A 12,556-nucleotide genomic window follows, 5' to 3' on the forward strand; every position below is an offset into this window, starting at 1 on the left:
AATACCGGGAATCAATCGAAAGTTGGACGCGCGCCCGATTCACGCGCTCACGTCGTCCAACGCCGCAGCGATTGCCGGGGGAAGCCGGAGGTCTTCGGCGGACAGCACGCCCGTCAGCTGGGCCAGATCCCGAGCGCCGACCACGGCACTCGCGATACCGGGACGGTCGCGCGCCCACGCGAGCGCGACCGCGAGCGGTGACGTGCCGAGCCCGTCCGCGGCGGTGAGGACGGCGTCGACGACCCGGATCGACGACTCGGTGAGGTAGCTGCGCACCTCCGAGGCATGGGCGGGGTCCGCGCCGCGGGAATCGGCCGGGATGCCGTCCCGGTACTTGCCGGTCAGTACGCCGCCTGCGAGCGGCACCGCTGCGAAGACGCCGATGCCGTGGTGTGCCGCCGCCGGCAGCAACTCTTCCTCGACCCCCCGCGCGAGCAGCGAGTACTCGGCCTGGGTGGCGACCAGTCGCCCCGGCCCCGAGCGGCCCGCGGCGGTGGCCAGCTGCCAGCCGAGGTAGCCCCGGGCGCCGGTGTAGCGCACCCGTCCGCTGGTGACCGCGAAGTCGAGGGTGTCGGCGATCTCGTCGACGGGCGTCAGCCGATCCCACGTCGCGACCTGCCACATGTCGAGGTGGTCGGTGCCGAGTTCCCGCAGCGTCGCGTCGAGTTGCGTGAGCAGTCCGCGGCGCGAGCAGTCCACCCGCTGCTCGGGCGGCGCGAAGGGGTTGATCCCGGCGCTGCCGCCGAGGATGAGGTAGTCGCGCGGCACGACGTCGTCGAGGAGTTCGGCGAGTAGGCGCTGCGCCTTGCCGTCGCCGTAGGCGGGGGAGGTGTCGACGAGGGTGCCGCCCGCGTCGACGAAAGCGGACAGCTGTGCGGCAGCCTCGTCGCCGTCGGTGTCCCTGCCCCAGTGCAGGGTGCCCAGACCGAGCCTCGACACTCGCAGCCCGCTCGTTCCCACTGCTCTGTATTCCATAACCGCCCACGCCTCGACACCGGATGAATTCGTCGGCGGGTGGCACCCGCCGATCAAGAACACTAGTAGCGCGCACGGCGCGCCGAGTACAGCCACGCCGGGTACCGTCTGAGCCGTGAAAATTGGACTACATGCGTGTAATCCGGATGCCCCCAATCTCATCCGCGGTACTGCCCGTTTCTCGAGTGGCTCGGGGTGCCGCGCGTGATCGGCGAGGCCATGACCTGGCTACAGGCGATCGTCCTGGGGGCGGTGCAGGGTCTGACGGAGTTCCTGCCGATCTCCTCGTCCGGACATTTGCGCATCGTGTCCGAGATCTTCTTCGGCACCGACGCCGGCGCGTCCTTCACCGCCGTGACCCAGTTGGGCACGGAAGCTGCTGTGCTGCTGTACTTCGCGCGCGACATCGGGCGCATCGTCGTCGCGTGGTTCCGGGGCCTGCTGCATGCCGAGCACCGCTCGGACCTCGACTACCGCATGGGCTGGTATGTGATTCTCGGCACGATCCCGGTGGGCGTGCTGGGCTTTCTGTTCAAGGACCAGATTCGTACCGGCGCAAGGAATCTCTGGCTGATCGCGACCATGCTGATCGTGTTCGCGATGGTGATCGCCGCAGCCGAGTACTACGGCCGCAAGACCCGTCCGATCGAGGACCTGCGGGCCCGGGACGGCATCATCATGGGTTCGGCGCAGGCGCTCGCACTCATTCCGGGTGTCTCCCGCTCGGGCGGCACCATCAGCGCGGGCCTGTTCCTGGGGCTGACCCGTGAGGCCGCCGCCAGGTACTCGTTCCTGCTGGCGATCCCGGCGGTCGTGGCGTCCGGGTTGTTCAGTCTCCCGGATGCATTCGAGCCCGCAGGCGAGGGACTCAACGCCTCCGGTCCGCAGCTGCTGGTCGCGACGCTCATCGCGTTCGCCATCGGCTACGCCTCGATCGCGTGGCTGCTCCGCTTCGTCGTCAACCACTCGATGTACTGGTTCGTCGGATACCGCATCGCGCTCGGGACGCTCGTGCTCGTGTTGCTCGCGACCGGCGTGGTCTCGGCGACGTGACCGGCGTCCGAGCCCGATCCCACTAGGCTGTGACGCATGACGGTGATCCTGCTCCGACACGGACGTTCGACCGCGAACACGGCCCGCACACTGGCCGGTCGCTCGTCGGGCGTCGCACTCGACGAGTTGGGTGTGGAGCAGGCGAAGAGGGTGGTCGAGCGTTTGGCCGGACTCTCGGTGGTGGAGATCGTCCATTCGCCGCTGCTGCGCTGCGAACAGACGGTCGCTCCGTTGGCCGTCGATCGTGGCCTCACCCCCCGAGTCGACGACCGATTGGTCGAAGTCGACTACGGACAGTGGACCGGGCGTGAGCTGAAGGAACTCGTCGAGGAACCGCTCTGGAAGGTCGTCCAGCAGCACGCCTCCGCGGCTGTCTTCCCCGGCGGGGAAGGCCTGGCCCAGGTTCAGGCACGTGCCGTCGTCGCGGTGCGGGAGCACGATCGGCGACTCGCCGAGGAACACGGCGGCGACGTGCTGTGGGTGGCCTGCAGTCACGGCGACGTGATCAAGGCGGTGCTCGCCGACGCGGTCGGCACGCACCTGGACGGATTCCAGCGAATCGTCACCGAGCCCGCCTCGATCAGCGTGATCCGGTACACGGACACCAGACCGTACGTCCTGCGTATGAACGACACCGGCGGAGACTTGACCGGCCTCGACGGGCAGGGGCACAAGCCCGACGCGCGCGAGCCCGTTCCCGGAGGTGAGGTCGGTAACGGCGACTAGGCGGATAATGAGGCGGTACGAAGAATTCGAGGAGGTGCAATGCCGCGCGCGATACACGTTTTCCGCACCCCTGATCGATTCGTAGCGGGGACGGTCGGCGAGCCGGGCGACCGGTCCTTCTTTCTCCAGGCCGTGCACGACGCCCGGGTGGTGAGCGTGCTGCTCGAGAAGCAGCAGGTGCAGGTGCTCGCGGACAGGATGGGTCTGCTCCTCGAGGAGGTTCATCGCCGGTTCGGCACGGCGGTGCCGCCCGAGACCGGCGAGCTGGACGATCTGAGCCCGTTGGTGACGCCGCTGGACGTGGAGTTCCGGGTGGGCACGATGGGACTCGGCTGGGACGCCGAGGCGGAGTCGGTCGTGGTCGAGTTGCTCGCGGTGAGCGAGACCGAGTTCGACGAGTCGGTGGTTCTCGACGACACGGAAGAAGGCCCCGACGCCGTTCGGGTGTTCCTGACCCCGTTGCAGGCCCGCGAGTTCGCGTTGCGGTCCGAGCGGGTCGTCGCGGCCGGGCGCGCCCCGTGTCCCCTGTGCGGGGAACCGCTCGGTGCGGACGGACACGTGTGCATCCGCACCAACGGCTATCGCCGGATCGCCGGGTTCGATTCCTCCGTCGAGTTCGGGGAAGAGCTCTGACCGCGGTGCCGATCGAGCCCCTCGATCCCGCCGACGGTGCACTGCTCGCGGAGGGCGAGCTGACCCTGGTCGGCCGGATCGTGCACGCCAGCAACGCGACCCTCGTGTGTGATGCGTCGACGGACGGGCGATCGGTGCGGTGTGTGTACAAGCCGATTCGCGGCGAGCAGCCGCTGTGGGACTTTCCGGACGGGACCCTCGCCGGGCGCGAGGTGGCCTCGTACCTGATTTCCGAGGAACTCGGCTGGGGCGTCATCCCGCCCACCATCCTGCGGGACGGTCCGTTCGGTCCGGGCATGGTCCAACGGTGGATCGAGACCCCGGAGCGCCGTCCCGAGGAGGGCGGCCAACCCGATCTGGTGGACATCTGCCCGCCCGAGGAGGTGCCACCGGGCTGGCTCGAGGTGCTGCGGGCGCTCGACGTCCAGGGTGCAGAGGTCTCGCTGATCCATGCCGACGACCCGCGGCTGCAGCGGATGGCCGTGCTCGACGTGGTGCTGAACAACGCGGACCGCAAGGGTGGCCACGCGCTCGAGGGCGTCGACGGCTGGGTGTACGGCGTGGATCACGGCATCTGCCTGCACGAGGAGAACAAGCTCCGGACGGTGCTGTGGGGATGGGCGGGCACGTCGATCGCGGACGACCTCGTGGCCGACCTGGCTGCGCTCGCCGAGCGCCTCTCCGGCGACGAACTGCCCGCGGTGCTGGCCGAGCACATCACGCTCCGGGAGATCGACGCATTGCGCGACCGCGTGCGGATGCTGGTCCGGGATCCGGTCATGCCGCATCCGTCGGGCTCCCGGCCCATTCCGTGGCCGGCGTTCTAATCCGCCGGTTCGTGGCGGGCGCGGATCAGTTCGATCAGGAGCGCGCGTAACGCGGGGGGATCGGAAACACCCGAGGTGAGCGAGTCGTCGTCCTGTTCGAAGGCGAGCAGTCGGGTGTAGATGTCGCGGCCCGACGCGGTGATCGTGACGCGCTGTCGACGTTCGTCGCCGGGATCGGTGGCGCGGGTGACGAAGCCGCCGCGCTCGAGCCGCTCGACGGTGCGGCTCATCGTCTGGTCGGTGACCCGGCATGCGCGCGCCATGTCGCGCTGGGAGCGAGGTCCGTCGGTGAGACTGTGCAACGCGATCAATCCGGCGTGGGTGGTGCCGTGTGCGCGCAGCACCTGTTCCCACGAGTGCTCGACCAGGCGAGCCGCGGTCGACAGCAACCGCCCCGTGGGCCAGGTGTCGAAGCCTCCGGTCTCCGGCGGACGGTTCGGGGCGGGCTCGGTCAAGGGCGTCTCCGTGCAATTGTTCAGTGGGCTGAATAAACTCCGAGGGGAAGTGTTCCGAGAGTAGCCGTCCACCGACCCCGGAGGCCCCGTGAGCAAGCCGGCAACCAGCAACTCCACAACGCGCCGCACCTCCCGGTGGCGGTGGCTGCTCCCGGCGGTCCTGGTCCTGGTGTGGCTGGGCGTCGGCGGTTTCGGCGGGCCGTTCGCCGGCAAGCTCGGTGAGGTCCAGCAGAACGACAACACCGCCTTCCTGCCGTCGTCCGCGGAGGCCACCGAGGCGGGTGCCCGCTACGACGGCTTCACCGACACCCGTTTCGTACCGGCCATCGTCGTCGCCGAACGCGATTCGGGGACAACGCCGTCGGACTCGGATTTCCTCGCACGGGTGGGCGCCTCGGTCGCGGGGCAGCCGGGATTCGGTGACGAGACCTCACCGCCGATCCCGTCGCAGGACGGCCGCGCGCTGCAGATGATCGTGCCGATCGATTCGACGGTCGACGTCGGCGACAGTGTCGAGACGTTGCGGACGGATCTGAGCAGCCCGCCGGACGGTCTGACGGTTCTGGTGACCGGTCCGGCCGGGCAGGTCGCCGACCTCTCGACGGCGTTCAAGGGCATCGACGGGTTGCTGCTGCTGGTGGCGGCCGCGGTGGTCCTGCTGATCCTCGTGATCGTCTACCGCAGTCCGCTGCTGCCGTTCCTGGTGCTCTCGTCCGCAGTGTTCGCGCTGGGACTCGCGAGCCTGCTCGTCTATCTGCTGGCCGATGCCGGTGCGATCGCACTGAACGGGCAGAGCCAGGGCATCCTGTTCATCCTGGTGTTCGGTGCCGCAACCGACTACGCACTGCTGTTGGTGGCGCGCTACCGCGAGGAGCTCCACAACGCGCCGGACCGGTTCGACGCGATGAAGCGGGCGTGGCGCGCCACCCTCGAACCGGTCGCTGCCTCCGCCGGCACGGTGATCGCGGGCGTGCTGTGCCTGCTGCTGTCCGACCTCAACTCCAACCGCGGTCTCGGTCCCGTCGCCGCCCTGGGTATCGCGGCGTCCTTCGTGGCGTCGATGACGTACCTGCCTGCGGTGCTCGTGCTGTTCGGGCGGGTCGCCTTCTGGCCCAAGCGACCGGCGTACGACCCCGAGCACGCCGACCGGGACGAGGCTGCCGACCACCGGTTCTGGGGCGCGCTGGCGCGCAAGGTGGGCGCGCACCCGCGACGGTTCTGGGTTGCGTCCACGCTCGTGCTCGCCGCGTTCGCGTTGCTGCTGCCGACCTTCAAGGCGAGTGGCGTGGCGCAGTCCGACATCTTCCTGCTCGACGTCGATTCCGTGGCCGGCCAGCAGATCCTCGGGGAACACTTCGATGCGGGCTCGGGGTCGCCCGCGGTCGTGATCGCCGACGCCGGCGCTCTGGACGGAGTCCTCGCGGCGTCCCGCGTCGACGGGGTGAGTGACGCGCGAGCGGTCACGGCGCCGGGGGAGGCGACCCCACTGGTCGTCGACGGCCGGGTCGCGATCCAGGCGACACTCACCGATCCGGCCGATTCGCTGGCCGCTGCGCGCACGATCGAGCGACTGCGCGAGTCGGTGCATGCGGTTCCGGGTGCCGACGCGCTGGTGGGCGGTCCGACCGCGACGGACCTGGACACCAAGAACACGTCCACCCGGGACCGGACGGTCATCATCCCGGTCGTGATCGCGGTGGTGTTCGCGATCCTCGCGCTGCTCCTTCGATCGCTGCTGGCGCCGCTGCTGCTGATGGGCACCGTCGTGCTCTCGTTCGCCGCAACCCTCGGGGTGTCGTCGCTGGTGTTCGACCACCTGCTCGGCTTCCCGGGCGCGGACCCGGTGGTTCCGCTGTTCGCGTTCGTGTTCCTCGTGGCGCTGGGGATCGACTACAACATCTTCCTCATGACCCGGGTGCGGGAGGAGTCGCTGCGCGTCGGCACTCGGCGCGGCGCCCTCCGGGCGCTGACCGTGACCGGTGGAGTGATCACGTCGGCCGGTGTGGTGCTCGCGGCCACGTTCTCGGCGCTCGCGGTGATCCCGCTGCTGTTCCTCGCGCAGCTCGCGTTCATCGTGGCGTTCGGTGTGCTGCTCGACGCACTGCTGGTGCGGTCGCTGCTGGTGCCCGCGCTCACCGTCGACATCGGACAGCGGATCTGGTGGCCGAGCCGTCTGGCGTCGGCGCCGGAGCCGTCGGACACGCCGCCCGCGAGGGCGGAATCGACTCTCCACTAGGCTCGTTCCCATGCAGTCTTGGTCCGACACCGCTGTCCCGTCCGTGCCCGGTCAGGGGCCTGCCCTCCGGCTCTACGACACCGCGGATCGGCAGGTGCGGCCGGTCACTCCGGGCGCGACGGCGAAGATGTACGTGTGCGGCATCACGCCGTACGACGCGACCCACCTCGGTCACGCCGCCACCTATCTGACGTTCGACCTGGTGAACCGGCTGCTGCGGGACGCCGGTCACGCGGTGCACTACGTGCAGAACGTCACCGACGTCGACGACCCGCTGTTCGAGCGCGCCGACCGCGACGGCGAGGACTGGGTGGTGCTCGGCATGCGGGAGACGGCGCTCTTCCGTGAGGACATGGAGGCGCTGCGGGTGCTCCCGCCGCAGGACTACATCGGGGCTGTGGAGTCGATCGGCGAGGTCGTCGAGTTGGTCGAGAAGTTCGTCGCGTCCGGTGCGGCGTACGTGGTCGACGACCCCGAGTACCCCGACGTCTACTTCCGCGCGGATGCGACCGCGCAGTTCGGTTACGAGTCGGGCTACGACCGGGCGACCATGGTCCACTTCTTCGCCGAGCGCGGCGGCGATCCGAACCGGCCCGGCAAGCGGGATCCGCTCGATGCTCTGGTGTGGCGGGCGCAGCGTCCGGGCGAGCCGTCGTGGCCGTCGCCGTTCGGCCCGGGCCGTCCCGGCTGGCACATCGAGTGCGCCGCGATCGCGCTCAACCGCATCGGCTCGGGTTTCGACATCCAGGGCGGCGGTAGCGACCTGATCTTCCCGCACCACGAGTTCTCGGCGGCGCACGCCGAATCTGCCACCGGCACCGATCGTTTCGCCCGCCACTACGTGCACACCGGCATGATCGGTCTGGACGGCGAGAAGATGTCCAAGAGTCGCGGCAACCTCGTGTTCGTCTCGAAGCTGCGCGGCGAGGGTGTCGATCCTGCCGCGATCCGGCTCGGTCTGCTCTCGGGGCACTACCGGGTCGACCGTCCGTGGACCGATCAGGTGCTGGCAGACGCGCAGGAGCGGCTCGCGTTGTGGCGCAAGGCCGCCGCGCTCGAGTCCGCCCCGTCGGCCGAGGACACCGTGGCGCGGCTGCGGCAGCATCTCGCGGACGACCTGGACACCCCCAAGGCCCTCGACGCGCTCGACGGCTGGGCCCGGCGTGCCGTCGATCACGGGGGACCGGACGCGGGGGCGCCCGGTGCCTTCGCGGACGCGGTGGATGCGCTGCTGGGCGTCGAACTGCGCTGACCTACAGCCGGGTGAACTTCTCGCTGTCCGCCTCGAATTCGGTGAGCAGTTCGGTGGTGAGGGTCGGTCGGGTGTCGGCGATCGCCGTGAGGTAGTCGTCGGTGGTGGCCGGTCTGCCCGATCGCTCGGTGACCTCGCGTTCAAAAGCGGCCTGAGAACCCTTCCGGGACGCGAACTCGATGTCGGCCGGGGTGAACAGCTCGCTCGCCTCGACGAGTCGATCGAGATCGACGTGCGCAGCCGATGCGCCGAGATACCGGTGCCAGACGGCCTTGCGGGCCGGCTCGTCGGGCGGCCCCACGGGGATCACGTAGTCGAAGCGCCCCGGCCGCAGGAAAGCGGAGTCGAGGGCATGCACCGAGTTGGTGGCACAGACCATCAGTCGGCGCTCGCCCTCCCGGAACGCGGGAATGAGTTTGAGCAGTTCGTTCGTGACGCCGTGCGCGGGGTTGGTGGCGACTCCGGTTCGGGCGCTTGCGATCTCCTCGACTTCGTCGATGAACAACACCACCTCGTCGAGTTCGGCCAGATCCGCGAACACCTCGCGCAGGGACGCGGCGAGCCCGCCCTCGGACGATGCGGCGAGGCGGGACGGGAACAGTTCGACGAACGGCCAGTCGAGGCGTGACGCGATGGCCTTGGCGAAGCTGGTCTTGCCCGTGCCGGGCGGGCCGAACAGGATCACCGCCTTGGGCGGCTGAACGCCGTAGCGGTCGGCGAGGTCGGGGTTCTCGAGCGGCGAGACGATGCGGCGCTCGATGACCTCCTTGACTCCCTCCATGCCGGACATGGTGTGCCACAGTCCTTCCGGCATCACCCGGCCGCCGAGCTCACTGAGCAGAGTCTTGTCCGGGCCCAACGGTTCGAGCAGTTCGTAATAGACCAGGCCGTCGCGACGGAGGTATCCCGAGTGCTCGAACGCCGCGGATCCGGTGGCGGCATCGGGCATCACCGCCGAGATGCGGTGGGCGCCCGCGCTGCGCAGTCGTCGCTCGAGGTTCGCGAGCAGGGCGCTCCCGATGCCACGGTTGCGCCAGCGTGAGCCGAGCGCGACGAGCAGGATCCACGCCCGTTCGCCGTGCACCTGTGCGACCGCCATGCCCACCAGTTCGTCCCCGACGGTTGCGACCACCGCGGGCTGGCCGGCGCGGGCCGCCGCCATCACCTCCGCGAGTGTGAACACCGGTTCGGACGAGCCCGGGATGCGACTCTGGTCCCAGATCTGGATGGCCTGGTCCAGGTCGTCGTTCTGGAAGTCGCGCAATCGCCACACCGGCATGTGCGGTCACCTCGATCCGATCGGGTCGGTCACGTCGTCGGGTCCTACGAGTAGACACCGCGCTCTCGGGGCTGTCAGCCCGAGGCGGGAATTGCAACGACCCTGATATGCGGCAAATCCCCTGGTCATCTGCATGTTCGACGCCAAACCGCTGTGGTGCGCCTCACCTGGTCGTTAGATTGTGGGGGTCCCTGCGACGTGTGGAGGCGGTCGGCCATGACACCGGACGAGCTCATGAACGAGGCGTGCCGACTCGCGATCGAGTCGGTCGAGAACAACTGGGGTGGTCCGTTCGGGGCGGTGATCGCCCGTGACGGGGACATCGTCGCGCGCGGCCAGAACCGCGTCCTGCTCACCGGCGACGTCACGGCCCACGGCGAGATCGAGGCCATCCGCAAGGCCGTCCAGGTACTCAACGCGGCGGCGCCGAGCATCTCGCGCGAGCATGTCGACGAGTCCACCCTGAAGCTGGTGCCGCGGCCGGAGGGCTCGCCGGATCGGGTACCCGAACGGGCACGGATGCTGATGGGGATGGAGATCTACACGTGCGGGGCGCCGTGTCCGATGTGTATGAGTGCGATCTACTGGTCACGGCTCGACGCGGTGTACTTCGCGAGTGATCTGGCGGCCACGAGCCACATCGGCTTCGACGACGCGTTCCAGTACGAGGATTTCACCCGTCCGCTCGCGGAGCGGTCCATCAAGGTCGAGCAACTGCGCGCCGACCTGGGCGCCGCTGCGTACGCGACGTGGGCCGAGAAGCCCGACAAACATCCGTACTGACATGGCGCCCGAGCCGCCTGCGAGCAATCCTCGACCCGCGACGGTCGTCGTCACCCATCGGCTCCGCCCGGGGGCCGACGCCGACTTCCGGCGATGGCAGGGCGAAGTGGATTCGGCCGCAGCGACGTTCGTCGGTTTCCTCGGTTCGGAGATGGTGCCGCCGTCGATGGGCGGCTCCGAGTGGTCGGTGGTGTACAGCTTCGATTCGCTCGATCACCTCCGCGCCTGGCTCGACAGCGGCCGGCGGCGGAAACTGGTGGACGGCGGCGCCGCTCTGTTCGCCGAGACACCCACCCAGAACGTGCTGCCCGAGAACGCTTCGGAGGCGGTGACCGTCGTGGTGTCGCATCCGCCGGTGCCGGGCCGCGAGCCCGAGTTCGTGGCGTGGCAGCACCGAATCACCGACGCGGAGAAGACGTTCCCGGGCTTTCGGGGCTCAGAGTGGCACCCTCCGATACCGGGGGTGCAGGAGGACTGGACGATCCTGTTCACGTTCGATTCCCAGGCGGACCTCGACCGGTGGCTCGGGTCACCGGAACGGGCGGCGCTGCTCGCTGAGGGACAGGAGTTCAGGGACTTCACCGTGCGGCCGATCCCGAGTCCGTACGGATCGTGGTTCTCGGCGGGCGGGGCCGGGGAGGCGAAGGTGCCGTCGTGGAAGACCGCGTTGTCGGTGCTGGTGGGGCTGTACCCGCTGGTCGTGGTTCTCACCATCACCATCGACGAGTTGTGGCCGGACGCGCCCCTGTGGGCGAGTCTGCTGATCGGCAACATCGCCTCGGTGTGTCTTCTGACGTGGGTGGTGATGCCCGTGGTCACCCGAGTCCTGTGTTTCTGGCTCGAACCGGGCGACGCGTCGAGCGGGCGCTGCGACACGATCGGGCTGGTGGTCTCGGTGGGATTCCTCGCAGTGGCGGCAGTCGTGTTCTGGCTCGCGACCACGGTGGTGTGGTCCCTGCCCTGATCGCGGACCTCCCGCTACCCCGACCCCGTCACGGTCAGCCACAACAGCGCGATGTTCAGCGCCGTGACGAGTCCGACACAGATCCACGCGACGGCGGTGGTGGCGGGGGCGTTCCGTTCGGGACCCATCAACTCGGGATCCGACGTCATCCGCACGAGTGGGACCAGTGCGAACGGGATGCACAGGCTCAGCACGACCTGACTGATCACGAGCGCGTACGTCGGATCGACGCCGATCCCGAGCACGATCAGAGCGGGGATGAGGGTGACTACTCGTCGGGTGAGTACCGGGATCCGCATGTTCAGCAGGCCGTGCATGATCTCGGACCCGGCGGCGCACCCCACCGATGTTGACGCCAGGCCGGATGCGAGCAGGCCGACGGCGAAGACGACCGCTATGCCGGGGCCGAGCGACGCCTGGATGGCGGCGTGGGCGCCCTCGATGCTGTCGGTGCCCGGGACCCCGCGCAACGCCGACGCGGCGAGGAGCAGCATGCCGATGTTGACTCCGCCTGCCACGACGAGTGCCGCCGTGACGTCCCATCGCGTGACCCGCAACAGACGGTGCAGGCGAGGGCCGTGCCCTGCCGCGCCGTGCCGATCGCGGGCGAGTGCGGAGTGCACGTAGATGGCGTGCGGCATGACGGTGGCCCCGAGCATGCCGGCCGCGAGCAGCACGGTCTCGGTGCCCTCGAAGCGCGGCAGCAGGCCGGTCGCCGCCTCGCCGACCGCGACATCGGTGAAGAACAGTCCGGCGAGGAAGCCGATCGTGATGATCGCCAGCAGTCCCATCACCACGAATTCGAAGGTTCGTTGGCCGCGGCGCGACTGGACGGACAGGATGACCATCGACACCACGCCGGTGACCAGGCCGCCGACGAACAGAGGCAGGCCGAACAGTAGATGCAGCGCGATGGCGCCGCCGATCACTTCTGCGAGGTCGGTCGCGGCGGCCATCGCCTCCGCTTGCAGCCAGAACGCGCGGCGGTTGCCCTTCCGCAGTCGCCGGCCCAGCATCTCCGGCAGGGATCGCCCGGTGACCAGGCCGAGCTTCGCCGAGAGGTACTGGATCAGGACCGCCATCGCGTTTGCGAGCACGAGTACCCACACGAGGAGGTAGCCGTACTTGGCGCCGGCGGTGAGATTGGCCGCGACGTTGCCCGGGTCGACGTATGCGATTGCGGCGACGAAAGCGGGACCCATGAGGGCTACGGAGCGCAGACCCCCACCGCGCCGTCGGAGCGGGGTGGGGGCGTCGATCTCGGTGCTCACGGGACTCCGCTCGTCGAACTTGCCGGGTACGGGCAGCGAGCACCGAACGCGCGGTGATTCGCTTATTCGTACTATAGAGTTCGGGGAGCCGAACTTTCAATC

Annotated in this window: 12 protein-coding genes; 8 read left to right on the forward strand and 4 right to left on the reverse strand. The window is 69.1% G+C overall.

The window, feature by feature from the left end; genetic code table 11:
• Positions 1 to 39 precede the first annotated feature (39 nt).
• On the reverse strand, positions 40 to 975 hold the full coding sequence (locus A6I89_RS13020) for an aldo/keto reductase (RefSeq protein WP_005513270.1): 936 nt from the start codon (positions 973 to 975) through the stop codon (positions 40 to 42).
• Positions 976 to 1,182: 207 nt separating this feature from the next.
• On the opposite strand from A6I89_RS13020, the gene A6I89_RS13025 reads away from it, so the two are divergent.
• Genes A6I89_RS13025 through A6I89_RS13040 form a run of 4 tightly spaced genes read left to right on the forward strand, consistent with a single transcriptional unit; the run spans position 1,183 to position 4,214 of the window.
• Entirely contained in the window at positions 1,183 to 2,028 is an 846-nt protein-coding gene (locus tag A6I89_RS13025) for an undecaprenyl-diphosphate phosphatase (RefSeq protein ID WP_172504580.1), read from the forward strand.
• Between the two features lie 36 nt (positions 2,029 to 2,064).
• A complete protein-coding gene (locus tag A6I89_RS13030) occupies positions 2,065 to 2,754 on the forward strand; it encodes a histidine phosphatase family protein (protein ID WP_013415997.1) in 690 nt (229 codons plus the stop codon).
• Positions 2,755 to 2,793: 39 nt separating this feature from the next.
• On the forward strand, positions 2,794 to 3,387 hold the full coding sequence (locus tag A6I89_RS13035; protein WP_022595904.1) for a DUF3090 domain-containing protein: 594 nt from the start codon (positions 2,794 to 2,796) through the stop codon (positions 3,385 to 3,387).
• A 5-nt stretch (positions 3,388 to 3,392) separates the two neighbouring features.
• Positions 3,393 to 4,214: an SCO1664 family protein gene (locus A6I89_RS13040; RefSeq protein WP_005513265.1), complete on the forward strand. Its 822-nt coding sequence runs from the start codon at positions 3,393 to 3,395 to the stop codon at positions 4,212 to 4,214.
• Here A6I89_RS13040 and A6I89_RS13045 read toward each other — a convergent pair.
• Positions 4,211 to 4,669 carry a MarR family winged helix-turn-helix transcriptional regulator gene (locus tag A6I89_RS13045; RefSeq protein ID WP_022595905.1) on the reverse strand — a complete coding sequence of 153 codons (459 nt, stop codon included), beginning with the start codon at positions 4,667 to 4,669 and terminating at the stop codon, positions 4,211 to 4,213. The two genes, A6I89_RS13040 and A6I89_RS13045, sit on opposite strands and share 4 nt — an antisense overlap.
• 88 nt (positions 4,670 to 4,757) lie before the next feature.
• Here A6I89_RS13045 and A6I89_RS13050 point away from each other — a divergent pair, with 88 nt between their 5' ends.
• Together A6I89_RS13050 and mshC are read left to right on the forward strand one after the other, a co-directional pair.
• Positions 4,758 to 6,905, forward strand: a complete 2,148-nt coding sequence (locus tag A6I89_RS13050; RefSeq protein ID WP_022595906.1) for an MMPL family transporter — start codon at positions 4,758 to 4,760, stop codon at positions 6,903 to 6,905.
• A 10-nt stretch (positions 6,906 to 6,915) separates the two neighbouring features.
• The gene (gene mshC, locus A6I89_RS13055; RefSeq protein WP_022595907.1) at positions 6,916 to 8,157 is read left to right on the forward strand and encodes a cysteine--1-D-myo-inosityl 2-amino-2-deoxy-alpha-D-glucopyranoside ligase; all 1,242 of its coding nucleotides are present in this window, start codon (positions 6,916 to 6,918) and stop codon (positions 8,155 to 8,157) included.
• Between the two features lies 1 nt (position 8,158).
• Here the strand turns inward: mshC and A6I89_RS13060 are convergent, their stop codons facing one another.
• The gene (locus tag A6I89_RS13060; protein WP_022595908.1) at positions 8,159 to 9,436 is read right to left on the reverse strand and encodes an ATP-binding protein; all 1,278 of its coding nucleotides are present in this window, start codon (positions 9,434 to 9,436) and stop codon (positions 8,159 to 8,161) included.
• Between the two features lie 216 nt (positions 9,437 to 9,652).
• On the opposite strand from A6I89_RS13060, the gene A6I89_RS13065 reads away from it, so the two are divergent.
• Together A6I89_RS13065 and A6I89_RS13070 are read left to right on the forward strand one after the other, a co-directional pair.
• Positions 9,653 to 10,219: a nucleoside deaminase gene (locus A6I89_RS13065; protein WP_022595909.1), complete on the forward strand. Its 567-nt coding sequence runs from the start codon at positions 9,653 to 9,655 to the stop codon at positions 10,217 to 10,219.
• A gap of 1 nt (position 10,220) precedes the next feature.
• Positions 10,221 to 11,183: an antibiotic biosynthesis monooxygenase gene (locus A6I89_RS13070; RefSeq protein WP_022595910.1), complete on the forward strand. Its 963-nt coding sequence runs from the start codon at positions 10,221 to 10,223 to the stop codon at positions 11,181 to 11,183.
• Positions 11,184 to 11,197: 14 nt separating this feature from the next.
• Here the strand turns inward: A6I89_RS13070 and A6I89_RS13075 are convergent, their stop codons facing one another.
• A complete protein-coding gene (locus A6I89_RS13075; RefSeq protein ID WP_005513257.1) occupies positions 11,198 to 12,454 on the reverse strand; it encodes an Nramp family divalent metal transporter in 1,257 nt (418 codons plus the stop codon).
• Between the last annotated feature and the right edge of the window lie 102 nt (positions 12,455 to 12,556).

The sequence above is a fragment of the Prescottella equi genome, assembly GCF_002094305.1.
Taxonomy (GTDB): Bacteria; Actinomycetota; Actinomycetes; order Mycobacteriales; family Mycobacteriaceae; genus Prescottella; species Prescottella equi.

Coding starts and splice junctions, on each gene's coding strand:
- A6I89_RS13020 (WP_005513270.1), bottom strand. CDS start 975: ATGGAATACAGAGCAGTGGGAACGAGCGGGCTGCGAGTGTCGAGGCTC.
- A6I89_RS13030 (WP_013415997.1), top strand. CDS start 2,065: ATGACGGTGATCCTGCTCCGACACGGACGTTCGACCGCGAACACGGCC.
- A6I89_RS13035 (WP_022595904.1), top strand. CDS start 2,794: ATGCCGCGCGCGATACACGTTTTCCGCACCCCTGATCGATTCGTAGCG.
- mshC (WP_022595907.1), top strand. CDS start 6,916: ATGCAGTCTTGGTCCGACACCGCTGTCCCGTCCGTGCCCGGTCAGGGG.
- A6I89_RS13060 (WP_022595908.1), bottom strand. CDS start 9,436: ATGCCGGTGTGGCGATTGCGCGACTTCCAGAACGACGACCTGGACCAG.
- A6I89_RS13065 (WP_022595909.1), top strand. CDS start 9,653: ATGACACCGGACGAGCTCATGAACGAGGCGTGCCGACTCGCGATCGAG.
- A6I89_RS13070 (WP_022595910.1), top strand. CDS start 10,221: ATGGCGCCCGAGCCGCCTGCGAGCAATCCTCGACCCGCGACGGTCGTC.